We start from the raw sequence: 23,453 nt of genomic DNA, 5'->3' as shown, positions 1-23,453 counted from the left end.
TGAATCTGTAGACACTCGATGTCCGGTTTTGGGCCGAAAGCAGCCCCTTTCTCGACAAACAGGTCTACCATGCCAGCCCGGCAGTGGTCCACGCGCTACCGTCCATTTTTCATAAAGGCTTCGCAATGACCATCGACCAAATCTCCCTTCCCAAAGGTGTCGGCCCTCACGCCTCCAAACTCCTCGACGCCATCACCGGTGCCTCCACCCACGAAGAACTCAACCGTGCCGGCGGCAAAGCCGAAGGTTTTGTCTTGGGCCTTGAGTCCACCAAAGCCATCAAGAGCCAAATCGCCGAGTCGTTGTATGTGGCTTACGACGACGCGGCGAGCAATCGCGCGAGTGAGTTGAAGGGCTAGTCGTCAGCCGCCGAGGTCTTCGGACAGGTCAAGCAGCAAGGCGCGGTGGACGTGTTACAGGGCAAGACTCAATAACCATCCGAGCGCGCCGCTTCCGACAACCACCAGCCACGGTGGCAGCTTCCACACCATCAACGCCACCAGGCCGACCAGGGCCAGGCCGAAATCCCGTGCGCTGAAGATCGCACTGGTCCATACCGGCTGGTACAGCGCCGCCAGCAACAGCCCCACCACCGCTGCGTTCACGCCCGCAAGGGCGGCCTGGGTGCGCGGGCTGCGGCGCAGGCTTTCCCAGAAGGGCAGTGCGCCCAGCACCAGTAAAAACGACGGGGCGAAGATGGCCAGCAGGCAGAGCAGGCCACCGAGCCAGCCGCTCGGGGCCTGGCTCATCGACGCGCCGAGGAACGCGGCGAAGGTGAACAAGGGGCCGGGCATGGCCTGGGCGGCGCCATAGCCGGCGAGGAAGACATCGTTGCTCACCCAGCCGGTGGGCACGACTTCGGCCTGCAGCAGTGGCAGCACCACGTGGCCGCCGCCGAACACCAGCGAACCGCTGCGGTAGAACGCGTCGGTCATCGCCAGGCCCTGATTGGGGATCAGTTGGGCCAGGATCGGCAGGCCGGCCAACACCAGCACAAACAGCGACAACCACATCGCCCCCGCGCGGCGGCTGAGCGTCACGGGTAATGCATCGTGCGCGGCCGGTGGCGTGGGCTTGAACAGCAGCAGGCCCGCCAGCGCCGCCGCGCTAATCACGGCGACCTGGCCCCACGCCGAGGTTTGCAGCAGGGCCACGCACGCCGCGATCAGCATCACGGTGATGCGCGCGGCGTCGCTACACAGATTGCGCGCCATGCCCCACACGGCTTGGGCGACCACGGCGACGGCCACCACCTTAAGGCCATGCAGCGCACCCGGCGGGAGCGCCGTGCTGTGCTGGGCAATGCCCAAGGCGAACAGGATCAGCACAACGGCCGACGGCAGCGTAAACCCCAACCATGCCGCCAGCGCCCCACCGTAGCCAGCCCGCGACAGGCCCAGCGCGATACCTACCTGGCTGCTGGCCGGGCCGGGCAGGAATTGGCACAGCGCGACCAAATCCCCATAACTGCGCTCGCTCAGCCAGCGGCGCCGGGTGACGAACTCGTCGCGAAAGTAACCCAGGTGTGCGACGGGGCCGCCGAAGGAGGTGAGCCCCAAGCGCAGGAAAATCAGAAACACCGACCAGGAGCTGGCGGGGCGATCAGTCGGGGAATGGGCCAAGGTCGGCGTCTCGGTGAGGGCAATAGGGGAGCGGTGTGTCGAGGCACCTTAGCGAATTTTGATGACGTGAAGAAGAGGCCGTTACGTGAAAGCGTAACCCGCGTTGTTGTACTGTTGGCTCCCCAGGACAGGTGCCCACTGCAAAGGATTGAACATGACATTGACCGTCGAAACCTTTCTCGAGTTGGCCATGGCCAACCCCATCAACGCCGAGATCACCGCGCGCCTGCCGGCCCTTGGTGTGAACCAGTGCATGCTGACCGCGGGCTGTCTGTTCCAGGCTGTTTGGAATCATCAGTCGAATCTGCCTGCTGACCAGGGGGTAAAGGACTACGACGTTTTTTACTTCGACCCGGACCTTTCCTGGGAGGCCGAAGACGCGGTCATTCGCGCTGCACAGCGGCTGTTCGAGGATTTGGATGTAGAAATTGAAGTGAAGAATCAGGCGCGCGTTCACCTTTGGTATGGCCAGCGGTTTGGCCGACCGTATCCGCAGCTGCACTCCGCGCGCGCCGGGATTGATCGTTACCTGGTGGCCGGGACGTGCATTGGGCTGGATGTGGCGACGGGCGAGGTGTATGCGCCGTTTGGTTTGACTGATATGGAGCAGGGCCTGCTCAGGATCAACCCGATCAATCCTGAGCCGGAGTTGTTTGCGCAGAAGGCGCGCAGCTATCAGGCGCGGTGGCCTTGGCTGAGGATTGTCGAGGATTAGCCCAGCGCACGCGGCAGTTCGGCAGGTGCTGCGCGCTGATCCCATCGCCGCCTCGCCGGGCTCGACAGCGCCGACATTTGAACGGTGTTGCCGTTAAGCGCGCAGTCGCAGAATCTGCGCCCCGTCAAACGGGTCCGTCAGGTAGTGCGCCTGCACCCCGAAGGTGTCCTGCAGCCGCTGCGGCGTCAGCACGTCCTGCGGCTTGCCCAGCGCCACCAAACGCCCGCGGTCCAGCACGGCCAGGCGATCACAGGTCAGTGCCTGGTTGAGATCGTGCAGGGCGATCAGGGTCGTCACGGGTAACGCCTGCACGCCCTTGAGAATCGACAGTTGATGCTGAATATCCAGGTGGTTGGTCGGCTCATCCAACACCAGAATCTGTGGCCGTTGCGCCAGGGCGCGGGCGATGTGTACGCGTTGGCGCTCACCGCCGGAGAGGCTGCGCCAGGCGCGGTTGCTCAAGTGCATGGCGTCCACGTCGTGCAGCGCCTGGCGCACGATGCGATCGTCTGCCTCGGACCACGGGCTCAGCGCTGACAGCCACGGGGTGCGGCCCAATGCGACAGCGTCGAACACCCGAATGGCATCGTCGGTGTCGGCCTGTTGTTCCACCACGGCCAGACGTTGTGCCACGGTGCGGCGGGGCAGTTCGCCCAGGCGCTCGCCACCCAGGCGTACTTCGCCATGAGCGGGGGTACGCAACCCGGCCAACAGTTTGAGCAAGGTGGATTTACCCGAGCCGTTCGGGCCGACGATCCCGAGGGTTTCGCCGGGCGCCACCTCCAGGTGGATATCCCGCAGCAACTCGGCTTCCCGCACCTTGAAGCCCAGCCCGCTGCAGCTCAATACCGGCGCACTCATCGAGGGTTTCTCCGGCCGATCAGAATCAGTGCAAACACCGGCGCGCCGACCAGCGCAGTGACCACGCCCACCGGAATCACCTGGCCCTTGATCAAGGTGCGCGACAGTACATCCGCTGCAATCAAAAACAGCGCGCCGCCCAATGCGCTGGCCGGCAACAGGCGCGAGTGCCCGGTGCCGAGCAGCAGGCGCGCGGCATGGGGAATCACCAGCCCGACAAAACCAATGGAGCCGACAATCGACACCATCACCGCCGTGACCAATGCCGCGCAGCCCACCAGCACCCATTGCACGCGGCGTACCGGGATGCCGAGGGAGGCCGCCGAGTCGCGCCCGAAGGTGAACGCATCCAGCGCCCGACGATGCCACAGGCACACCGCCAACCCGGCGACCGCCACCGGCACCGCCAGCCACACCGACGGCCAACGCACGCCGCTGAGGTTGCCCAGCAGCCAGAACAGAATGCCGCGCGCCTGTTCGGAGCTGGCCGACTTGGTGATCAGGAACGCGGTGAGCGCATTGAACAACTGCGAGCCGGCAATGCCTGCGAGGATGATCTGCCCGGTGCCGCTGGACGAACCGCTGGCCCGTGCGAGCAATACCACCAGCGCAAACGCCGCCATCGCCCCGCCGAACGCACCGACCGACAGCGAAACCAAGCCGCCGCCGACGCCCATCAGCACCACCAGGACTGCGCCGGTCGAAGCGCCGGCGCTGATGCCCAGCAGGTAAGGATCGGCCAGGGGGTTGCGCAACAACGACTGCAAAATCACCCCGCAGGTGGCCAGCCCGGCCCCGCATGCGGCGGCGACCAGGGCGCGGGTCAGGCGGTAGTTCCACACCACGCCTTCATCGATCGGGTCCAGTACGTAGCCGGCCGCCCACAGTTTGTTGGCGAGTACCTGCAACACCACCTGCGGCGCGATGGCGGTTTCGCCGATGGCCACGCCGGCGAGCACGGCGATCAGTAGCAATGCCAGGGCGAGTAGGGTTCGTATCATCTCGGCAGGTCGTAGCCGTCGATGGCCGCAGCCAGTTGTTCAAGACCCTCGAAGGTCCGCACGCTGGCCTGCAGGGCCATGGCGTCGAGGATGATGATGCGGTTGTGTTTCACCGCGTCCATGTTGCGCGTCACCGGGTCGCTGCGCAGGAAGGCGAGCTTCTGTGCATGATCGTCGGCCGGGTAGCGGCGGCGGTCCATGCGGGCGATCACCAGCACGGTGGGGTTGGCCTTGGCGATGGTTTCCCAGCCGACGGCGGGCCATTCCTCATCGGACTGCACCACGTTGCGCAGGCCGAGCGTTTGCAGCATGAATTCGGGGACACCCTTGTGACCGGCCACGTAGGGATCGCTGGCCATCTCGGCGCTGGAAAACCACACCAGCGCGCTGGCCTGCTTGAGCCCCTTGCCTTGCACGGTGGCGACGGACTTGGCCAGGCGTGCCTTGAGTTCATCGTTGAGTTGCTGGCCGCGATCCTGCACGTCGAAAATCTCCGCCAACTGGCGGATGCCCTTGTAGATCGTGTCGATGCGGAACGGCTCCAGCCGCGTGCCGTCGGCGCCCACCCGGTTGTTCTTGGCTTCGCAGTCGGAGGGCAGCAGGTAGGTGGGGATCTTCAACTCATGAAACTGCTCGCGGGTGCCCACCACGCCTTGCGGGCCGACCACCCATTCCAGCTCGGCCGCCACCAGTTGCGGGCGCTTGGCGATCACCGACTCGAAGCTCGGTTCGTTATTGGCCAGGCGTTCGATGCCGTCGTTCAGCGCCTTGAACTGTGGCAGCACGTTGTTGAACCACAGCGACGTGCCGACCACTCTATCGCCCACGCCGAGGGCATAGAGCATTTCGGTGGCGGCCTGGCCGATGGTCACGGCGCGGGCGGGCGCTTGCGCGAAGGTCAGGCTGCTGCCGCAGTTCTCCACTGTCAGCGGGTACTGAGTGGGGGCCGCTTGGGCCAGGGCACACAGGCCCAGGCCGGTGAGCAGGGCGGTAACGCGTGGCAGCATTGGGCAATCTCCTTGGAGCCGTACCTGGAACAGGGGGTGTACGGTTCGGAAACACGCCCTCGACCGCTGCGGGTGAGGCAGGCAAGGATGTCCTTCCCGGACACCCCGCCGGTTAGTGATTTTGCTGGGCCGGCAGGTCTCCTGACTGATGCGTCGTCGCCACGCTCCGGCCTTCCCGGACGGGGTCCAGTGGCAGTGGGGGAGCGGGCTCGGCATCTACAGTTGCGGGGGCAGTTCCGATTGGCGCGGTGTACCGCGCTTCGGATTCCCTATTAGTCCCGTTTGGGAACCGGCGCGGTATGGTAGTCGATCACGGCGGGGCGATATAGCCTTAGGTCGCCCGGTTACAGACGAATATCTTCAGGGCCCTGGATCAGCGCTTCAATTCGCGTCCCCGTGGCGCGCTCTTCATTGCTGAAACCATCGTAGTCGGCCAGGTTGGCGAAGCGGATACCGGTCAAGCGTTCGATCTGAATCACGCTGCGCTGGTAGGTTCTGAGCTGGCCGAACATGAGGTCGAGCTGACCCAGCTCGCGGCTTTGGTCGATCATGTAGGCACTGGCGCAGGGCTTGCCGTCGTCGCTGAGGTAGGCGACCACTTTCCAGAACGCTTTGGGGATTTTAACGCCCCGGTAGACGCGGTCGTCGTCCGCCAACACCGGGCCGGTAAACACCGTGGCCCGGGCTTTCCAGCGTTGTGTGTTATCGAGAATGTAGTCCTCGAGTTCCAGCCAGGTCTTCTGGTTGAACCCGCTCATCTGCGGTGAGCAGTTGGTGAAGTGGAAGGTGTCGGCATTGGCGGTGTTGGCCGCGTCGCCCCAGTTGGGGTCCTGTCGGCGCACCAGGTGACCGCGGTCCAGGCCATTGTCGGTGTAGAGCGCGTCGCCCACCTGTGCGCTGATGGGCAGGCGGCCGTCGTAGGCCCAGGCGTCGTTGCTGCGGATGATATCCACATGCTGTGCGCCATCGATATTGGCGCCCACGTAGAGTGCCAGTCGCCTCGAGCGCGACATGGTCACTGAGAAATGCGTGTAGTCCAGGCGCAGCGGCTGTACGTCAGCCAGCAGGGCTTCATCCACCGTGGGCCATGGCACCACGAAGCGGTCGAGAAACGCTTCAGCGTAGCCGCGCCGGTCCTGCAGGTCCTTGGCCGCGGTGACACGCGCAGTCGCCGCCCTGGCCTCCATGAGGCTGGGGCCGGCCGCGAGCAACGGGCGCAGATCGGCGAGCCGAGGGCGGTGCGAAAGGTCGATTTTGGTGGCGCGTGGGGGCATTGTAAGTTCCTCGCAGTCCTCGGATTAACACTACTGCAGCATAGCTTCATGACAATTTGGCCCAAGCCGCCACGGCAGGACTATTCTTGAACGGTTACCCGGACGTTCACCCCACGCCAAAATGGAGCCAGCCAATGTGTGTTCGCCAGCATCGCAACCCGATTTTCTGCCTGATCCCGCCATACATGCTCGACCAGATCGCCCGCAACGGCGATAAAGCGCAACGGGAAGTCGCGTTACGCACACGCGCCAAAGACAGCACGTTCCGTTCGTTGCGCATGGTTGCCGTACCCGCCAAAGGGGCTGCCCACATGGCCCTGCCCATGGGCGCCGAAAAACGGCGTTCGATCTACAGCGCCGAGGGCGCCGATAGCCTGCCGGGCAAGTTGATCCGTGGCGAAGGGCAGCCCGTCAGTGGTGATGTGGCGGTGGACGAGGCCTACGATGGGTTGGGCGCCACATTCGATTTTTTCGATCAGGTCTTCGACCGCAACTCGATTGACGACGCCGGTATGGCGTTGGACGCGACCGTTCATTTTGGCCAGAACTACAACAATGCATTCTGGAACTCGAGCCAGATGGTGTTTGGTGATGGCGATCAGCAACTATTCAACCGTTTCACGATAGCCCTTGATGTCATTGGCCATGAGTTGGCCCACGGTGTGACCGAGGATGAGGCCAAGCTGATGTATTTCAATCAATCCGGTGCGTTGAACGAGTCGCTGTCCGACGTGTTCGGCTCACTGATCAAGCAGTACGCGCTGCAGCAAACGGCGCAAGATGCGGATTGGTTGATCGGCAAAGGGTTGTTTACCAAGAAAATCAAAGGCACTGCGTTGCGCTCGATGAAAGCGCCGGGCACCGCGTTCGATGACAAGCTGCTGGGCAAGGACCCTCAGCCGGGGCATATGGACGATTTCGTGCAGACCTATGAGGACAACGGCGGGGTGCATATCAATTCCGGTATTCCCAACCATGCGTTCTATCAGGTAGCCACGAAGATCGGCGGGTTTGCCTGGGAGCGCGCAGGGCGTATCTGGTATGACGCGCTACGCGATGCGCGGTTGCGGCCGAACGCGGGGTTCCTGCGTTTCGCGCGCATCACCTACGACATTGCCGGTCGGCTGTACGGTGCTGGCAAGGCCGAGCACAAGGCGGTGAAGGAAGGCTGGAAAGCAGTGGGCATTAACGTCTGACAACCCGCCTGGGCGGTGAGGAACAGCCATGCAAATTTCGATCAAGGAAATTGGGGGACCCGCGTTTTTCCCGGGCCTGGCCCGACCGAACACCGTGGAACTGGAGACGCTGCCCGAGGCTGACCAGCAAGAGTTGCGGCAACTGATCGAGGCTTCACACTTCTTTCAGTTGCCGCAAAGCACCGCGCCGGAACCCGGTAATCCAGGCCAGGTGCATTACACCCTGACCGTGACCGAAGGTGAACGCGAGCACACTGTCTGTGTGCTCGCGCCAGTGAAGTCAGAGGCGCTGGACGGGCTGGTGCAGTGCGTGCGCCGGCATATCCGCTGCTGAGCCTGCTGCGCAGCCCGCGGGATCACGCTCCCTTGCCACAGGGGTTGCTGTGGATTATTTGCGATCCAGCCACACCGTCTGCGCATTGCAGAATTCCCGCACGCCAAAGTGCGACAACTCCCGCCCAAAGCCGCTTTTCTTCACGCCGCCAAACGCCACCCGCGGGTCGGACACGCTGAAGGCGTTGACGAAGATCCCGCCGGTTTCCAGCTGGTCGGCGATCTCGCGTGCTTTCGCCGAGTCGCGGGTGAAGATGCTCGCGGTCAGGCCGAACTCGCTGTCGTTGGCCAGGGCCACGGCGTGATCGGCGTCGCGGGCGCTGATGATGGAGGCGACGGGGCCGAACAGCTCTTGTTTGAACGAGGTCATCTGGTCGGTGACGTCGGCCAGTACGGTCGGTGCGTAGTAGTTGCCGGCGCCGGGCACTTTGTCGCCGCCCAGCAGCAGGGTCGCGCCTTCTGCCAGGGTCGCCTGGACCTGGCCGTGCAGTTCGTCGCGCAGGTCGAAGCGGGCCATCGGGCCGACGTAGGTGTGGGTCGAGGTCGGGTCGCCCATCACCAGTTGGCGGCTGGCTTCGACGAACTTGGCGGTGAAGGCGTCCACCACGCCGGCTTCGATGATCAGGCGCTTGGCTGCGGCGCAGACTTGGCCGCTGTTCTGGAAGCGGCCGATCACCGCGGCCTGGACGGCGGCGTTGAGGTCGGCGTCGTTGAGCACGATGAACGGGTCGCAGCCGCCCAGTTCGAGCACGCATTTCTTCAGCGCGGCACCGGCCTGGGCGCCGATGGCCATACCGGCGCGCACGCTGCCGGTGAGGGTGACGGCGGCGATGCGTGGGTCGGCGATGGCTTTGGAAACGCCGTCCTGGGTCACGTTGAGCACTTCGAACAGGCCTTCGGCAAAGCCGGCTTTGTGGAACGCCGCTTTCATCAGGTAGGCGCTGCCCATCACGTTCGGTGCGTGTTTGAGCACGTAAGTGTTGCCGGCGAGCAGCGTCGGCACGGCGCCGCGCAGGACTTGCCAGACCGGGAAGTTCCACGGCATCACCGCGAGGATCGGGCCCAGCGGGCGGTATTCGATGTGCGCGCTGCCGTTGTCCACCAACGTCGGTTCCGCGGCGAGCATGGCTGGACCGTGGGCGGCGTACCATTCGCTGAGTTGCGCACATTTCTCGATTTCGGCGCGGGCCTGGACGATGGGTTTGCCCATTTCCAGGGTGATCATCTGCGCCATGGCTTCGGCTTGCTCACGCAGCGCGCCGGCCAGGGCCTGTAACCGCTCTGCGCGCTGGCTGAGCGGCTGGCGGCGCCAGGTGCGGAAAGCGGCGGTCGCACGGTTGAGGGTGGCGTCCAGCTGGCTCTCGTTTTCATACGGGTAACTGCCGACCGTTTCGCCGGTGGCGGGGTTGATCGAGAGGGCGTGGGTCTGGTGAGCGATAGCGTTCATGGCACCGTCCTGCTGAAGGTTTGGATTGGAATCAGCGTAAGGGGCTATATCTTTTCTGGAAAGTGAATAATATTAAGCAATACGTTCACGATTGGAGAATGATTTGGACTTGGTGCAGCTGGAAATCTTCAAGGCCGTTGCCGAGCAAGGCAGCATCAGCGCCGCCGCGCAGTTGATTCATCGGGTGCCGTCCAACCTGACCACACGCATCAAGCAACTGGAGCAGGATCTTGGCGTGGCGCTGTTTATCCGCGAGAAGAGCCGCCTGCGTCTGTCACCGGCCGGGTGGAATTTCCTCGGCTATGCGCGGCGTATTCTCGACCTGGTACAGGAAGCCCGTGCGACGGTGGCGGGGGAGGAGCCCCAGGGCGCGTTTGCCCTCGGTTCGCTGGAAAGCACCGCAGCGGTGCGTATTCCCGCACTGCTGGCGGCATATAACCAGAAGCACGCCAAGGTCGAGCTGGACCTGAGTACCGGGCCCTCAGGCACGATGATCGAAGGCGTGTTGTCGGGGCGTCTGGCGGCGGCATTCGTCGATGGGCCGGTGTTGCATGCCACCCTGGAGGGCCTGGCGGTGTTCGAGGAGGAGATGGTGGTGATTGCACCGCTGCATCACGCGCCGATCACCCGCGGGCAGGATGTGAACGGGGAAAGCATCTATACCTTTCGCTCCAACTGTTCGTACCGCCACCACTTCGAGCGCTGGTTCGCACAGGACGGCGCGGTGCCGGGGCGGATTTTCGAGATGGAGTCCTACCACGGCATGCTTGCCTGCGTCAGCGCCGGGGCCGGCCTAGCGCTGATGCCGCGCAGCATGTTGGAAAGCATGCCGGGGTTTACCACGGTGAGTGTGTGGCCGCTGACGGACAGTTTCCGCGTCTTGCACACTTGGTTGATCTGGCGCCGAGGCACGGTGTCGCAGAGCCTGAACAGCTTCGTAAGGTTACTGGAGGAACGCGTCCTGGCAACCCCATAAACCAATGTAGGAGGGGGCTTGCCCGCGAAAGCGCTGGGTCAGCCAATACACCCATCACTGATACCCCGCGATCGGGAGCAAGGCCCCTCCCACCTTTCAATCATCATCAGCCGCCGAATTGCAGGGTACCCATCGCCAATTTGGCCATTATCGCTGTCGCACCCAATTGCACGAGCCACAGGGCCAACCCGCCGAGGAATACGCCGAGGGCCACTTGCAAGACCAGGCTTTTCTGGCGCTTGGCTTGCGGCGCGCGCGGGGTGAAGTGGTCCAGTTCGTCGCGGTCGGCACGCAGGTCCAGGTCGTCGTTTCTCATAGGGCTCTCACAGCAAAGGGGCAGTCGGGGTTCAGTCTAGGGGAGCAGGGCGTTTTCTGACAGGCATTAAAAAGGGAAGCCGTAGCTTCCCTTCGTTCAGCGCCGCCAGGTTTATAGAACCTGAACAATCGCCTTCGTTACCGCACCAATGTTCGATTGGTTCAGCGCGGCCACACAGATACGTCCGGTGTCCAGCGCGTAGATGCCAAACTCGGTGCGCAGACGGGTGACTTGCTCAACGGTGAGGCCGGAGTAGGAGAACATCCCACGCTGGCGACCGACGAAGCTGAAGTCGTGGCCCGGCGCAGCCTTGGCCAGTTCGGCGACCATCTGCTCGCGCATGCCACGGATGCGCAGGCGCATCTCCGCCAGCTCGGCTTCCCACTGGGCGCGCAGCTCAGGGTTGTTCAGCACTGCGGCCACGACCGCCGCGCCGTGGGTCGGCGGGTTGGAGTAGTTGGTGCGGATCACACGCTTGACCTGGGACAGGATGCGCGCGCTTTCTTCCTTGGATTCGCTGACGATCGACAGCGCGCCCACGCGTTCGCCGTACAGGGAGAACGACTTGGAGAACGAGCTCGATACAAAGAACGTCAGGCCCGATTCCGCGAACAGGCGCACCGCGGCGGCGTCTTCGTAAATGCCATCACCAAAACCCTGGTAGGCCATGTCGAGGAACGGCACCAGGTTTTTCGCCTTGACCACGTCCAGAACTTGTTGCCAGTCGGCCGGGCTCAGGTCGACGCCGGTCGGGTTATGGCAGCAGGCGTGCAGCACCACGATCGATTGCGGCGGCAGGGCGTTGAGGTCGGCGAGCAGGCCAGCACGGTTCACGTCGTGGGTGGCGGCGTCGTAGTAGCGGTAGGTCTGCACCGGGAAGCCGGCTTTTTCGAACAGCGCCTGGTGGTTTTCCCAGCTTGGGTCGCTGATGGCAACCACGGCATTGGGCAGCAGTTGCTTGAGGAAGTCTGCACCGATCTTCAGCGCGCCGGTGCCGCCGACCGCTTGTGCGGTAATCACACGGCCAGCGCTCAGCAGCGGCGAGTCAGCGCCAAACAGCAGCTTTTGCACAGCCTGGTCGTAGGCCACGATCCCGTCGATCGGCAGGTAGCCACGGGCGGCGTGTTGCGCCACGCGAATGGCTTCCGCTTCGGCAACGGCACGCAAGAGTGGAATCTTCCCCTCCTCGTTGCAGTAAACGCCCACGCCAAGGTTGACCTTGGTGGTTCGTGTATCGGCGTTGAATGCTTCGTTGAGGCCCAGGATTGGATCGCGTGGTGCCATTTCGACAGCGGAGAACAGGCTCATTTTTGCGGCAGCTCTTTGGGGGAAAGGAGGGACGTGTCGCGCTCCAGCCGAATGCACTAGAGCGGTGCACAAACGGGGAGCTAGTATAGAGGCCATCACGGTCAAGGGCGACAACCGAAACGGCTTTTCGGCCAAGTTTTTCGGTTTATTTACCGACCGTCAGTCTTAATCCAACCTTGAGCGTAGACGGCAGGTCGGACGATTGCCTTGAAACCCGGCACATTCGTCACCACTTCTACAGCTATCATGGTTTTTTCCTGCAACCTGCGATGAAAATTCGCGGGTCGCTGAGCTTTTTTCGTCCTTGGTGGAGTGCAGCCGGGGGTGACTTGAAAGAGGTACGTTATGTCGGATTTCCAGCTCGTCACCCGCTTTGAACCCGCCGGCGATCAACCCGAAGCGATTCGCCAGATGGTCGAAGGCATCGAAGCGGGCCTGTCGCACCAGACGCTGCTCGGGGTGACCGGTTCGGGCAAGACGTTCAGCATCGCCAACGTGATCGCGCAGATCAACCGCCCGACCCTGGTACTGGCACCGAACAAAACCCTGGCCGCGCAGTTGTATGGCGAGTTCAAGGCGTTCTTCCCGAACAACGCGGTGGAGTACTTCGTTTCCTACTACGACTATTACCAGCCCGAAGCCTATGTGCCGTCCTCCGATACCTTTATCGAGAAGGACGCATCGATCAACGACCACATCGAGCAGATGCGTCTGTCAGCGACCAAGGCGCTGCTGGAGCGCAAGGACGCGATCATCGTCACCACGGTGTCGTGCATCTACGGTCTCGGCAGCCCGGAAACCTATCTGAAGATGGTGCTGCACGTCGACCGTGGCGACAAACTCGACCAGCGCGAACTGCTGCGTCGGCTGACGAGCTTGCAATACACGCGCAACGACATGGACTTCGCCCGCGCCACCTTCCGCGTGCGCGGCGATGTGATCGACATCTACCCGGCGGAGTCCGACCTGGAAGCGATCCGCATCGAGCTGTTCGACGATGAAGTCGAGAGCCTGTCGGCGTTCGACCCGTTGACCGGCGAAGTGATCCGCAAACTGCCGCGTTTCACCTTCTACCCCAAAAGCCACTACGTCACGCCGCGCGAAACCCTGATGGGCGCCGTCGAGGGCATCAAGGTCGAGCTGGCCGAGCGCCTGGAATACCTGCGCGCCAACAACAAGCTGGTGGAAGCCCAGCGCCTGGAACAACGCACCCGTTTCGACCTGGAGATGATCCTGGAACTGGGTTACTGCAACGGCATCGAAAACTACTCGCGCTACCTCTCGGGCCGTGAATCCGGAGCGCCGCCGCCGACGCTCTACGACTACCTGCCGGACGACGCGCTGCTGGTGATCGACGAATCCCACGTCAGCGTGCCGCAAGTCGGCGCAATGTATAAGGGCGACCGTTCGCACAAGGAAACCCTGGTGGAATACGGCTTTCGCCTGCCGTCGGCGCTGGACAACCGGCCGATGCGCTTCGACGAATGGGAACGCATCAGCCCGCAGACCATCTTCGTCTCGGCGACGCCCGGCAATTATGAGGCTGAGCATGCGGGGCGCGTGATCGAGCAACTGGTGCGCCCGACCGGCCTGGTCGACCCGCAGATCGAAATCCGCCCGGCGTTGACCCAGGTCGACGACCTGCTCTCGGAAATCAGCAAGCGCGTGGCCCTGGAAGAGCGGGTGCTGGTCACCACGCTGACCAAGCGCATGTCCGAAGACTTGACCGACTACCTGGCCGACCACGGCGTGCGCGTGCGCTACCTGCACTCGGACATCGACACCGTGGAGCGCGTGGAGATCATCCGCGACCTGCGCCTGGGCACCTTCGATGTGCTGGTGGGGATCAACCTGCTGCGCGAAGGCCTGGACATGCCGGAAGTGTCGCTGGTGGCGATTCTGGACGCGGACAAGGAGGGCTTCCTGCGCTCCGAGCGTTCGCTGATCCAGACCATCGGCCGTGCGGCGCGTAACCTCAATGGCCGGGCGATTCTCTACGCCGACCGCATCACCGGCTCCATGGAGCGGGCGATTGGCGAGACCGAGCGCCGTCGCGACAAGCAGATCGCCTTCAACCTGGCGAACGGCATCACGCCCAAAGGCGTGTTCAAGGACGTCGCCGATATCATGGAAGGCGCCACCGTGCCCGGCTCGCGCAGCAAGAAGCGCAAAGGCATGGCCAAGGCCGCCGAGGAAAGCGCCAAGTACGAAAACGAACTGCGCTCGCCGAGCGAGATCGCCAAGCGTATCCGCCAGTTGGAAGAGAAAATGTACCAGCTGGCGCGGGATCTGGAGTTCGAAGCGGCGGCGCAAACCCGCGATGAAATCGGCAAGTTGCGTGAGCGCCTGTTGGCGGTTTGATCGGTGGTGGCGGTACTGGCCTCATCGGGGGCAAGCCCCCTCCCACATTTGACCGCATTTCAACGTTGGAACCCGATCAAATGTGGGAGGGAGCTTGCTCCCGATAGGCGAGAAAATGTACCAACTGGCGCGGGATCTGGAGTTCGAAGCGGCGGCGCAAACCCGCGATGAAATCGGCAAGTTGCGTGAGCGCCTGTTGGCGGTTTGATTGGTAGTGGCGGTACTGGCCTCATCGGGGGCAAGCCCCCTCCCACATTTGACCGGGTTCCAACTTTGAAATGCCGTCAAATGTGGGAGGGAGCTTGCTCCCGATAGGCGAGAAAATGTACCAGCTGGCGCGGGATCTGGAGTTCGAAGCGGCGGCGCAAACCCGCGATGAAATCGGCAAGTTACGTGAGCGCCTGTTGGCGGTTTGATCGGTGGTGGCGGTACTGGCCTCATCGGGGGCAAGCCCCCTCCCACATTTGACTGCATTTCAACGTTGGAACCCGATCAAATGTGGGAGGGAGCTTGCTCCCGATAGGCGCGACACGGTCTCAATGACTCCCCCCAGCCTTAAGCCCCGCCGGCAACGTCTTGGTCAACAAGATCGCGAGCATGCTTACCCCCAACGCGAACCCCACGCAGTGAAACGCATCGTTGTAGGCCATGATCTGCGCCTGCTGGTGCGTAATCTCACTGAGTTTGCCCAGCGCCGCCGTCGGGTTGCCGAACTGTTCCGTCAGCGTTGCCAGCCGCTCCGCCACCTGCGGGTTGGTCGGCACGATCGCTTCGCGTAAATAATCGAAATAGGTCTTGGTGCGCGCATCCAGCAAGGTCGCCAGCAGTGCGATACCGATGGCGCCGCCGAGGTTGCGCAGGATGTTGAACAGGCTGGAAGCCGACCCGGCGTCCTGCGGCAGGATGTAGGCCGTGGCGATCAGCGAGATGGTCACCATGATCAACGGCTGCCCGAGGGCGCGGATGATCTGGATCTGGTTGAACTGGCTGCCGGCAAAGTCCGGGTTGAGTACCCCCGAGGAAAAACTCGCCAGGCCGAACAGCCCGAAGCCTACGGCGCACAGCCATTTGGGCGACACGTATTTCATCAGCTTGGGCACCAGCGGGATCAGGAACAGCTGCGGAATGCCCATCCACATGATCACTTCGCCGATCTGCAGCGCGTTGTAGTTCTGGATCTGCGCCAGGTACAACGGCAACAGATAGATCGAGCCATACAAGCCGACACCCATCCCCAGGCTGGAAATACTCGACAGGCCGAAGTTGCGATTGGCCAGGATGCCAAGGTTGATCAGCGGGTTGGGTTTGGACAGCTGCACAATCACGAAGGTGATCAGGCTCAGCAGGGCGATGCTGCCCAGGCTGACGATCAGGTTCGATTCGAGCCAGTCCTTGCGGTGGCCTTCTTCCAGAAACACCTGCAAACAGCCCAAGCCGATGGCGAGGCTGACGATGCCGGCGTAGTCGGTGCTTTTGAGCAACTCCCAGTGGGGCGCCTTTTTTTCCAGGCCGTAGAGCAGCCCGGCGATCATCAGCAGCCCGGGCGGCACGTTGATGTAGAAGATGTATTCCCAGCCCCAGTTTTCCGTGAGCCAGCCGCCGATGGTCGGGCCGATGGACGGCGCGAAGGTGGCGGTCATGGCAAACATCGCCATGCCTTTGGCGCGGTGGTGCTCGGGCAGCTTGATCAGGGTCAGGGTGAACGCCAGCGGGATCAGCGCGCCGCCGGTAAACCCCTGCAGGGCGCGGAACACGATCATGCTTTCCAGGCTCCAGGCCATGGAGCACATCAGCGAGGCGATCAGGAACCCCACCGATACCCACACCGCCAGGCGCCGTGCCGAGAGCAACTGCACCAGCCAGGCGGTGAGGGGGATCATGATGATTTCGGCCACAAGGTAGGAGGTGGAAATCCACGAGCCTTCTTCCAGGGTGGCCGACAGTGCGCCCTGGATGTCCTTGAGGGACGAGTTGGTGATCTGGATGTCGAGCACCGCCATGAAGGCGCCGAGCATCACGCTCATCACCGCGATCCAGTCGCGCCGGGTCGGTTCGCCGACCGGGCGCAGCAGTTGATCACCGGCCATCAGGCTGATCTTTGATGTTCACTTTGACGGTGACGGACATGCCGGGGCGGATCTTGCCCTTCAGCGGGTTATCCGCAGCAAACGTAAGTTTCACCGGAATCCGTTGAACGACTTTGGTGAAGTTGCCGGTGGCATTGTCCGGCGGCAATAGGCTGAACTGCGCCCCGGAGGCCGCGAACAGGCTGTCGACCCGCGCCTCGATCGGCGTATCGCCGTAAGCATCGAACGTCAGCTCGGCCTTTTGCCCAGGCTGCATGTGGCCGATCTGGGTTTCCTTGAAGTTGGCCTGAATCCAGATGTCCTGGTCGGGGACGATCGACAGCAGGTAGGCACCGGCCTGTACGTATTGGCCGTTGCGCGCGGCGCGTTGGCCGACCAGGCCGCTGATGGGCGCGTGGATTTCGCTGCGGGTCAGGTTCAGCTCGGCCTGGGCCAGGTCGGTTCTGGCGTTGGCGATCAGCGCGTCGAGGCGCTTGATCTCGGCATTCAGCGCGTTGACCTGCTGGCGCTGCCCCTGCAGGTCGGCCTGGGCCATGACCACTTGGGAGCGGGCGATATGGTTGTCGGCGGAGAGGGTGGTCACCCGTTCTTCCGAGACGTAGCCGGGTTTGCGCAGGGTTTGGGCGCGGGACAGGTCGATCTGCGAGCGGCCCAGGCTGGCCTGGCTGGACGCGACTTTGGCTTCGCCGGCGGCGATCAGGCTGGCTTGCTGGGTCAACTTGCTCTGCGCCTGGGTGCGCTCGGCTTCGCGCATGGCGAGGGCGGCGTTGGCGCGGTCCACGGCGAGGTGGAAGTCGTCGTCTTCAAGCCTCACCAGCAACTGGCCTTGTTGCACGTGTTCGTTGTCGCCCACCAGCACCTCGACAATCCGCGCGCCGAGCTGGCTGGAGACACGGGTGATCTCACCCTGCACGTAGGCGTTGTCGGTGCTTTCGTAGAAGCGGCCCCTGAGGAACCAATGGGCGAAGAAACCCAGGGCGATCAGGCTCACGATCAATACGAAGATAAGCAGGCGGCGTTTCAGTGGGGCAGGCATGGGCGCGGAGTCTGTAACAAGAGGTAATGGAATATAACCAGCCAGCCAGCTGGCAAATAGCTATGGCGAGTCTCCAGGCTCAAACTTGGCCTATATGCCATGCTCGGTACGGAGGACGCTGGAGCCTAAGTGCCCATGGCTGTTACCATTCGCCCCTTGTTTCAATTTCAGTTATATCGCCCATTCGAGACCAGCCATGACCACCGTCCGCACGCGCATCGCGCCATCGCCTACCGGGGACCCCCACGTCGGCACTGCCTACATCGCCTTGTTCAACTACTGCTTTGCCAAGCAGCACGGCGGTGAATTCATCCTGCGGATCGAAGACACCGATCAACTGCGTTCGACCCGCGAGTCCGAACAGCAGATTTTCGATGCCCTGCGCTGGTTGGGCATCACCTGGTCGGAAGGCCCGGACGTCGGCGGCCCGCACGGCCCGTATCGCCAGAGCGAGCGCAGCGACATCTACAAGCAGTACACCCAGCAGTTGGTCGACATGGGGCATGCGTTCCCCTGCTTCTGCACTGCCGAAGAACTGGACCAGATGCGCGCCGAACAACAGGCCCGTGGCGAAACCCCGCGCTACGACGGCCGTGCGCTGCTGCTGTCGAAAGAAGAAGTGGCCGCGCGCCTGGCGGCCGGCGAGCCCCATGTGATCCGCATGAAGGTGCCGAGCGAAGGCGTGTGCGTGGTGCCGGACATGTTGCGCGGCGACGTCGAGATCCCGTGGGACCGCATGGACATGCAAGTGCTGATGAAGACCGACGGCCTGCCGACGTACTTCCTGGCCAACGTGGTCGATGACCACCTGATGGGCATCACCCATGTGCTGCGCGGGGAAGAATGGCTGCCCTCGGCGCCGAAGCTGATCCTGCTCTACGAGTACTTCGGCTGGGAACAACCGCAGCTGTGCTACATGCCGCTGCTGCGCAACCCGGACAAGAGCAAGCTGTCCAAGCGCAAGAACCCGACCTCGGTGACCTTCTACGAGCGCATGGGCTTCATGCCCGAAGCGATGCTCAACTACCTGGGCCGCATGGGTTGGTCGATGCCGGACGAGCGCGAGAAGTTCTCGCTGCAGGAAATGGTCGATAACTTCGACCTGTCCCGCGTGTCGCTGGGCGGACCGATCTTCGATATCGAGAAGCTGTCGTGGCTCAATGGCCAGTGGCTGCGTGACCTGCCGGTGGAAGAGTTCGCCAGCCGCGTGCAGCAGTGGGCGTTGAACCCCGAGTACATGATGAAGATCGCGCCGCTGGTGCAGGGCAGGGTGGAGACGTTCAGCCAGGTCGCACCGTTGGCCAGTTTCTTCTTCGCCGGTGGCGTGAACCCGGACGTCAAACTGTTTGAGTCGAAGAAACTCTCCGCCGATCAGGTGCGCCAGTTGATGCAACTGATCCTGTGGAAGCTCGAAAGCCTGCGCCAGTGGGAGAAGGACGCCATCACCGCGACGATCCAGGCCGTGGTCGAATCCCTCGAGCTGAAATTGCGCGATGCCATGCCGTTGATGTTTGCCGCGATCACCGGGCAGGCCAGTTCGGTGTCGGTACTCGACGCGATGGAAATTCTCGGCCCGGACCTTACGCGTTTCCGTCTGCGCCAAGCCCTTGATTTGCTTGGTGGTGTGTCGAAGAAAGAAAACAAAGAGTGGGAGAAGCTGCTGGGCGCGATCGCCTGAGTCAGCACTTGTGGCGGCCAAACCCCGGTTTTTCGGGGTTTGGTTGGTAAGTGATTGTTATCCCGGCAAAAAATTTTGGAAATTGTTGAAAATAAATTTGACACGTTCCCAAAGCGCCATTAAGATTCGCCCCGTCCTCACCGATGAGGGGCTATAGCTCAGCTGGGAGAGCGCTTGCATGGCATGCAAGAGGTCAACGGTTCGATCCCGTTTAGCTCCACCAATTTACAGGTTCAAGGTCTGGCCACACCGTCCTTGAATCGATCAGGCCTAGCTTGATCAGGTTGTACAGAAGGTTTTGTCCCCTTCGTCTAGTGGCCTAGGACACCGCCCTTTCACGGCGGTAACAGGGGTTCGAGTCCCCTAGGGGACGCCAGTTTCAACAAGCAGTTCGCAAGGCCTGCTGCGCCGCGAGGCGAAAAATCCGGGGCTATAGCTCAGCTGGGAGAGCGCTTGCATGGCATGCAAGAGGTCAACGGTTCGATCCCGTTTAGCTCCACCAATTTACAGGTTCAAGGTTTTGGCCACGCCGCCCTTGGATCGATCAGTCTCAGCCTGATCAGTTGTATAGAAGGTTTGTGTCCCCTTCGTCTAGTGGCCTAGGACACCGCCCTTTCACGGCGGTAACAGGGGTTCGAGTCCCCTAGGGGACGCCACGATTACCCGCTCTGCGGGATTTTTAAGGGTCATTCAATTATTGAATGGCCCTTTTGTTTGTCTGGCGTTTGGCCAATTCTCCCTTCCCTTGCCCCTCCGGGCTTCTGACCAATGGTCGTGCCGCTCGCTTGCGAAATATTATTATGGTTATAATATTTAACCCATGAGAGTCGGAGGCACACGATGAGCGATAAAAAAGCGCAAACCCGCGAACGTATCCTGCAAGCCGCCAGTGCCGCGTTGGTCCAGCGTGGCCCGGCCGAGCCGAGCGTTGGCGAGGTCATGGGGGCGGCGGGGCTGACTGTCGGCGGCTTCTACGCGCACTTTGAAAGCAAGGATGCGCTGATGCTGGAAGCCTTCAGCCAATTGCTGGCCCAGCGCCGTGCATCGATCGACGACATGGATGCCCAACTCACCGGCGAAGAGCGTCGTGCCCTGGTTGCGGCGTTCTACCTGTCGCGCAAGCACCGCGACTCCACGGCCAAGGCTTGCCCGATTCCGGCAACCGTGGGTGAGATGGGCCGCCTGCCGGACGCCTTTCGCGATGTCCTCAACGAACATGTGGAACTGATGGCCGCACAACTGGCCGCCAGCCCGGAAGACACTGACAAGGCCCTGGCGGACATGGCCTTGATGGTCGGTGGGCTGGCATTGGCGCGTGCCCTGGGGCCGGGTGAATTGTCCGATCGTGTGTTGCGTGCCGCCAAGTCGGCCATACGTTAAGAGGGGTTATAAAAATGGGCGCATTGACCTGGATTCGTGGCGTCAACGGCACCTTGGGGCGCCTGGCGCCGCACACGGTGGCCAACAGCATGCGGCGGGTCTTCATGACCCCGCGGGATCTGCCGCCGCGGGATTGGGAGTTGCCGCTGCTGGCGCACGCAGAGCGCGTCACCTTGCGTTTCGGCCTGTCGGCGTTGCGCTGGGGCCAGGGCCCGGCGGTGCTGCTGATGCACGGTTGGGAAGGCCGGCCCACCCAGTTCGCCAGCCTGATCACTGCGCTGGTGCAGAACGGCTATTCGGTATTCGCCCTCGATGGCCCGGCCCATGGCCGTTCGCCGGGGCGTGAAGCCCACGTACTGCTGTTTGCCCGCGCGATGCTTGAAGCGGCGGCCGAGCTGCCGCCGTTGCATGCGGTGGTCGGCCACTCCATGGGCGGCGCCAGTGCGATGCTGGCGGTGCAATTGGGGCTGCGTACCGAAGCGCTGGTGAGCATTGCCGCGCCGTCGCGCTTCCTTGATGTGCTCGGCGGGTTTGCCGGGATGGTCGGTTTGCCGTCGCGGGCGCGCTCAGCGTTTATCCAGGAAGTCGAGCTGACCCTGGGCATGCCGCTCAAGCACTTGGACGTGGCCCATTACCAGATGGACCTCCCCGGCCTGATCGTGCATGCCGAAGACGATACCTTCGTGCCGGTCAGCGCTTCCCAGGTTATCCACGACGCCTGGTTCGACAGTCGCCTGTTGCGCCTGGAGCAGGGCGGGCACCAGCGCGTGCTGGCCGATCCGCGGGTGGTCGAGGCGGTGCTGGCGCTGCTGGCGGGCAGCTGTTTACAGGCGCGCCAAACTGCCTGATACACTGCCCTGCCGACATCAATCGACAGGAGCAAGGCATGGGCTGGGATTTGGCAACGCCGTTTATCATCGATCTGCAGGTCGTCGCCGAGGACATCGACGGCCTGGGGCACGCCAATAACGCGGTGTACGTGTCCTGGCTGGAGCGTTGCGCCTGGCGCCATTCCCAGCGCCTGGGGCTGGACCTCACCGAGTACCGGCGACTGGACCGCGCCATGGCCGTGGTGCGCCATGAGATCGACTACCTGGCGGCGGCCTATGAAGGCGACGAGCTGCAACTGGCGACCTGGATCGTCGACTGGGACCAGCGCCTGAAAATGACCCGGCGTTTCCAGCTGGTACGCCCTCGCGACGGCGCGACCCTGCTGCGCGCACAAACCACCTTTGTCTGCATCGAACTGTCCAGCGGCAAGCCCAAGCGCATGCCGGCGGAGTTTCTCGACGGCTACGGCGCCGCCCTGACAGGGGGTTAACGGTCGCGGCGGGAAACCCAGTAAACTGCGCCACGATTTTTGTTGAGTGTTTTCCATGCAAATTGCTTTGGCGCCCATGGAGGGGTTGGTCGACAACATCCTGCGGGACGTGTTGACCCGCGTGGGCGGTATTGACTGGTGCGTGACCGAGTTCATCCGTGTCAACGACCGCCTGCTTACCCCGGCCTATTTCCACAAGCTCGCCCCCGAACTGCTGCACGGTGCCCACACCGCCGCTGGCGTGCCGCTGCGTGTGCAGTTGCTCGGTTCCGACCCGGTGTGCCTGGCAGAGAACGCGGCCCTGGCCTGCGAGTTGGGCTCCGAGGTGATCGACCTGAATTTCGGCTGCCCGGCCAAGACCGTCAACAAGTCCCGTGGCGGCGCGGTGCTGCTCAAGGAGCCGGAGCTGCTCAACCGCATCGTCGAGCATGTGCGTCGCGCAGTGCCGGCGCATATCCCGGTGACCGCCAAGATGCGCCTGGGCTTCGACAGCCCGGATGGCGCGCTGGTATGCGCGACGGCGCTGGCCGAGGGCGGCGCGGCGCATATCGTCGTGCATGCGCGGACCAAGACCGATGGCTACAAACCGCCGGCTCACTGGGAGTGGATTCCACGCGTGCAGGATGTGGTCAAGGTGCCAGTGTTCGCCAATGGCGATATCTGGAGCGTCGAAGACTGGAAGCGTTGCCGCGAAGTCAGCGGCGCCGAAGACATCATGCTGGGTCGCGGGCTGGTTGCGCGTCCGGATCTTGCGCGGCAGATCGCGGCGGCACGCGCCGGCGAAGACGTCGTGGCAATGACCTGGGCGCAGATGCAGCCGATGCTCCAGGATTTCTGGACCCAGTCGGTGGCCCAACTGACCGAACGCCAGGCGCCCGGGCGGCTGAAGCAGTGGTTGGCGATGCTGACGCGCAATTACCCGGAGGCCGTCGAGCTGTTCACCGCCATGCGTCGGGAGACGGATTTGGAGCAGGTGAGCCGGTTGTTGGGGATGGCCCATCCTGCCGCGTCTGAGGGGTGACCCGTTGCGCTTGAATGCGCCGCTCGTTTGTTTGAGGAAAATGCCCCGTATCGAAAGATGCGGGGCATTTTGCGTTTTTGCGCGAGGAAGTCGGGGCGAAATAACACAGCCGGATGCCGTGCAGGTTTTGGGGTTGTGTCGGTAAGTTGCCCCGAGGGTGGTTTATTAGCGTGTGTGTCCAGTCGGATCTGGCTAAGGCTACTTGGTTTGCGGTCTTTTAAAAATTAACAGGGGGAAAAGTCCGAAAGTTTGATTTGGTTTCCTTATATGAGTCGCGATTTCTGGAACTCGATAGCCTCGTATTCCACGAAAGTATCGACTGTGAAGCAGCAAGGGTTGTTTCCAGTCGATAAAAAACTCTCGCCTGCCCCGCTGATTAACCGAGCCGGGCCGTGCCAATAAGGAACTTACTGATGTCGCTATCGATTAATCATTCACCTTTGTTCAACGGCGATACAACATCCATGGAGCGGTTGTCGCCATCCATGTCGAAAACCTTCACGCAAACCGGCA

At 62.7% G+C, this 23,453-nt stretch carries 21 protein-coding genes, 4 tRNA genes, 2 pseudogenes and 1 riboswitch; of the genes and pseudogenes, 17 read left to right on the top strand and 10 right to left on the bottom strand.

The window, feature by feature from the left end:
- Window positions 1-125: 125 nt before the first annotated feature.
- The gene (locus JN756_RS22020; RefSeq protein ID WP_017847731.1) at window positions 126-359 is read left to right on the top strand and encodes a hypothetical protein; all 234 of its coding nucleotides are present in this window, start codon (window positions 126-128) and stop codon (window positions 357-359) included.
- 54 nt (window positions 360-413) lie between these two features.
- On the opposite strand, the gene chrA is transcribed toward JN756_RS22020, so the two are convergent.
- A complete protein-coding gene (gene chrA / locus JN756_RS22015; protein ID WP_079444397.1) occupies window positions 414-1,622 on the bottom strand; it encodes a chromate efflux transporter in 1,209 nt (402 codons plus the stop codon).
- 154 nt (window positions 1,623-1,776) lie between these two features.
- On the opposite strand from chrA, the gene JN756_RS22010 reads away from it, so the two are divergent.
- The gene (locus tag JN756_RS22010) at window positions 1,777-2,337 is read left to right on the top strand and encodes a nucleotidyltransferase family protein (protein ID WP_169864870.1); all 561 of its coding nucleotides are present in this window, start codon (window positions 1,777-1,779) and stop codon (window positions 2,335-2,337) included.
- A gap of 93 nt (window positions 2,338-2,430) precedes the next feature.
- Here JN756_RS22010 and JN756_RS22005 read toward each other — a convergent pair whose 3' ends face one another.
- The 4 genes from JN756_RS22005 to JN756_RS21990 all read right to left on the bottom strand — a co-directional run bounded on the left by JN756_RS22005 (window position 2,431) and on the right by JN756_RS21990 (window position 6,480).
- Complete coding sequence (locus JN756_RS22005; protein ID WP_046382621.1) at window positions 2,431-3,198, bottom strand: ABC transporter ATP-binding protein; 768 nt, start codon at window positions 3,196-3,198, stop codon at window positions 2,431-2,433.
- On the bottom strand, window positions 3,195-4,199 hold the full coding sequence (locus JN756_RS22000) for a FecCD family ABC transporter permease (RefSeq protein ID WP_046382622.1): 1,005 nt from the start codon (window positions 4,197-4,199) through the stop codon (window positions 3,195-3,197). The genes JN756_RS22005 and JN756_RS22000 overlap by 4 nt, the downstream gene beginning before the upstream one ends.
- Window positions 4,196-5,206 carry an ABC transporter substrate-binding protein gene (locus tag JN756_RS21995; protein ID WP_128192436.1) on the bottom strand — a complete coding sequence of 337 codons (1,011 nt, stop codon included), beginning with the start codon at window positions 5,204-5,206 and terminating at the stop codon, window positions 4,196-4,198. The genes JN756_RS22000 and JN756_RS21995 overlap by 4 nt, the downstream gene beginning before the upstream one ends.
- Window positions 5,207-5,320: 114 nt before the next feature.
- Window positions 5,321-5,515, bottom strand: a riboswitch (cobalamin riboswitch).
- 35 nt (window positions 5,516-5,550) lie between these two features.
- Window positions 5,551-6,480 carry a DNA/RNA non-specific endonuclease gene (locus JN756_RS21990; protein WP_201021348.1) on the bottom strand — a complete coding sequence of 310 codons (930 nt, stop codon included), beginning with the start codon at window positions 6,478-6,480 and terminating at the stop codon, window positions 5,551-5,553.
- 134 nt (window positions 6,481-6,614) lie between these two features.
- On the opposite strand from JN756_RS21990, the gene JN756_RS21985 reads away from it, so the two are divergent.
- Window positions 6,615-7,676 carry a M4 family metallopeptidase gene (locus tag JN756_RS21985; protein WP_057005690.1) on the top strand — a complete coding sequence of 354 codons (1,062 nt, stop codon included), beginning with the start codon at window positions 6,615-6,617 and terminating at the stop codon, window positions 7,674-7,676.
- A gap of 28 nt (window positions 7,677-7,704) precedes the next feature.
- A complete protein-coding gene (locus tag JN756_RS21980) occupies window positions 7,705-8,010 on the top strand; it encodes a protealysin inhibitor emfourin (protein WP_017847723.1) in 306 nt (101 codons plus the stop codon).
- Between the two features lie 54 nt (window positions 8,011-8,064).
- On the opposite strand, the gene JN756_RS21975 is transcribed toward JN756_RS21980, so the two are convergent.
- On the bottom strand, window positions 8,065-9,456 hold the full coding sequence (locus JN756_RS21975) for an aldehyde dehydrogenase family protein (RefSeq protein WP_201021347.1): 1,392 nt from the start codon (window positions 9,454-9,456) through the stop codon (window positions 8,065-8,067).
- 103 nt (window positions 9,457-9,559) lie between these two features.
- Here JN756_RS21975 and ptrR point away from each other — a divergent pair, with 103 nt between their 5' ends.
- Window positions 9,560-10,432 (top strand): putrescine utilization regulator PtrR, encoded by an 873-nt coding sequence (ptrR, locus tag JN756_RS21970; protein ID WP_046382626.1) that lies wholly within the window; start codon window positions 9,560-9,562, stop codon window positions 10,430-10,432.
- A 106-nt stretch (window positions 10,433-10,538) separates the two neighbouring features.
- Here ptrR and JN756_RS21965 read toward each other — a convergent pair whose 3' ends face one another.
- On the bottom strand, window positions 10,539-10,748 hold the full coding sequence (locus JN756_RS21965; RefSeq protein WP_017847720.1) for a hypothetical protein: 210 nt from the start codon (window positions 10,746-10,748) through the stop codon (window positions 10,539-10,541).
- Between the two features lie 111 nt (window positions 10,749-10,859).
- Window positions 10,860-12,056, bottom strand: coding sequence for an amino acid aminotransferase (locus tag JN756_RS21960; RefSeq protein ID WP_017847719.1), 1,197 nt, complete (start codon window positions 12,054-12,056; stop codon window positions 10,860-10,862).
- A gap of 345 nt (window positions 12,057-12,401) precedes the next feature.
- Here JN756_RS21960 and uvrB point away from each other — a divergent pair, with 345 nt between their 5' ends.
- From uvrB to JN756_RS21945, 3 genes and pseudogenes are all read left to right on the top strand, one after another.
- Entirely contained in the window at window positions 12,402-14,417 is a 2,016-nt protein-coding gene (gene uvrB, locus JN756_RS21955) for an excinuclease ABC subunit UvrB (RefSeq protein WP_201021346.1), read from the top strand.
- A 106-nt stretch (window positions 14,418-14,523) separates the two neighbouring features.
- A pseudogene (locus JN756_RS21950) lies at window positions 14,524-14,625 on the top strand (UvrB/UvrC motif-containing protein); the annotation flags it as partial.
- Window positions 14,626-14,731: 106 nt separating this feature from the next.
- Window positions 14,732-14,833 (top strand): annotated as a pseudogene (locus tag JN756_RS21945) (UvrB/UvrC motif-containing protein); the annotation flags it as partial.
- A gap of 120 nt (window positions 14,834-14,953) precedes the next feature.
- On the opposite strand, the gene JN756_RS21940 reads toward JN756_RS21945, so the two are convergent.
- Window positions 14,954-16,504: an MDR family MFS transporter gene (locus tag JN756_RS21940; protein WP_046382627.1), complete on the bottom strand. Its 1,551-nt coding sequence runs from the start codon at window positions 16,502-16,504 to the stop codon at window positions 14,954-14,956.
- Window positions 16,494-17,540 (bottom strand): HlyD family secretion protein, encoded by a 1,047-nt coding sequence (locus tag JN756_RS21935; protein WP_128192434.1) that lies wholly within the window; start codon window positions 17,538-17,540, stop codon window positions 16,494-16,496. The genes JN756_RS21940 and JN756_RS21935 overlap by 11 nt, the downstream gene beginning before the upstream one ends.
- A gap of 196 nt (window positions 17,541-17,736) precedes the next feature.
- Here JN756_RS21935 and gltX point away from each other — a divergent pair, with 196 nt between their 5' ends.
- From gltX to JN756_RS21890, 9 genes are all read left to right on the top strand, one after another.
- Complete coding sequence (gene gltX / locus JN756_RS21930; protein WP_017847714.1) at window positions 17,737-19,218, top strand: glutamate--tRNA ligase; 1,482 nt, start codon at window positions 17,737-17,739, stop codon at window positions 19,216-19,218.
- A gap of 147 nt (window positions 19,219-19,365) precedes the next feature.
- Window positions 19,366-19,441 (top strand) — tRNA-Ala (locus JN756_RS21925).
- A 77-nt stretch (window positions 19,442-19,518) separates the two neighbouring features.
- Window positions 19,519-19,594 (top strand) — tRNA-Glu (locus JN756_RS21920).
- A gap of 50 nt (window positions 19,595-19,644) precedes the next feature.
- Window positions 19,645-19,720: transfer RNA gene (locus JN756_RS21915), tRNA-Ala, on the top strand.
- Between the two features lie 78 nt (window positions 19,721-19,798).
- Window positions 19,799-19,874: transfer RNA gene (locus JN756_RS21910), tRNA-Glu, on the top strand.
- Between the two features lie 184 nt (window positions 19,875-20,058).
- On the top strand, window positions 20,059-20,598 hold the full coding sequence (locus JN756_RS21905) for a TetR/AcrR family transcriptional regulator (RefSeq protein WP_046382629.1): 540 nt from the start codon (window positions 20,059-20,061) through the stop codon (window positions 20,596-20,598).
- Between the two features lie 14 nt (window positions 20,599-20,612).
- A complete protein-coding gene (locus JN756_RS21900; RefSeq protein WP_057005688.1) occupies window positions 20,613-21,446 on the top strand; it encodes an alpha/beta hydrolase in 834 nt (277 codons plus the stop codon).
- Window positions 21,447-21,484: 38 nt separating this feature from the next.
- Window positions 21,485-21,919 (top strand): acyl-CoA thioesterase, encoded by a 435-nt coding sequence (locus JN756_RS21895; protein WP_017847711.1) that lies wholly within the window; start codon window positions 21,485-21,487, stop codon window positions 21,917-21,919.
- Between the two features lie 55 nt (window positions 21,920-21,974).
- Window positions 21,975-22,940: a tRNA dihydrouridine synthase gene (locus JN756_RS21890; protein WP_017847710.1), complete on the top strand. Its 966-nt coding sequence runs from the start codon at window positions 21,975-21,977 to the stop codon at window positions 22,938-22,940.
- Window positions 22,941-23,453 lie beyond the last annotated feature (513 nt).

Source organism: Pseudomonas sp. Y39-6, from assembly GCF_023651955.1.
GTDB classification, from domain to species: domain Bacteria; phylum Pseudomonadota; class Gammaproteobacteria; order Pseudomonadales; family Pseudomonadaceae; genus Aquipseudomonas; species Aquipseudomonas veronii.
The sequence above is the reverse complement of the archived record's forward strand: the minus strand, read 5'-3'. Positions and strand labels throughout refer to the sequence as shown.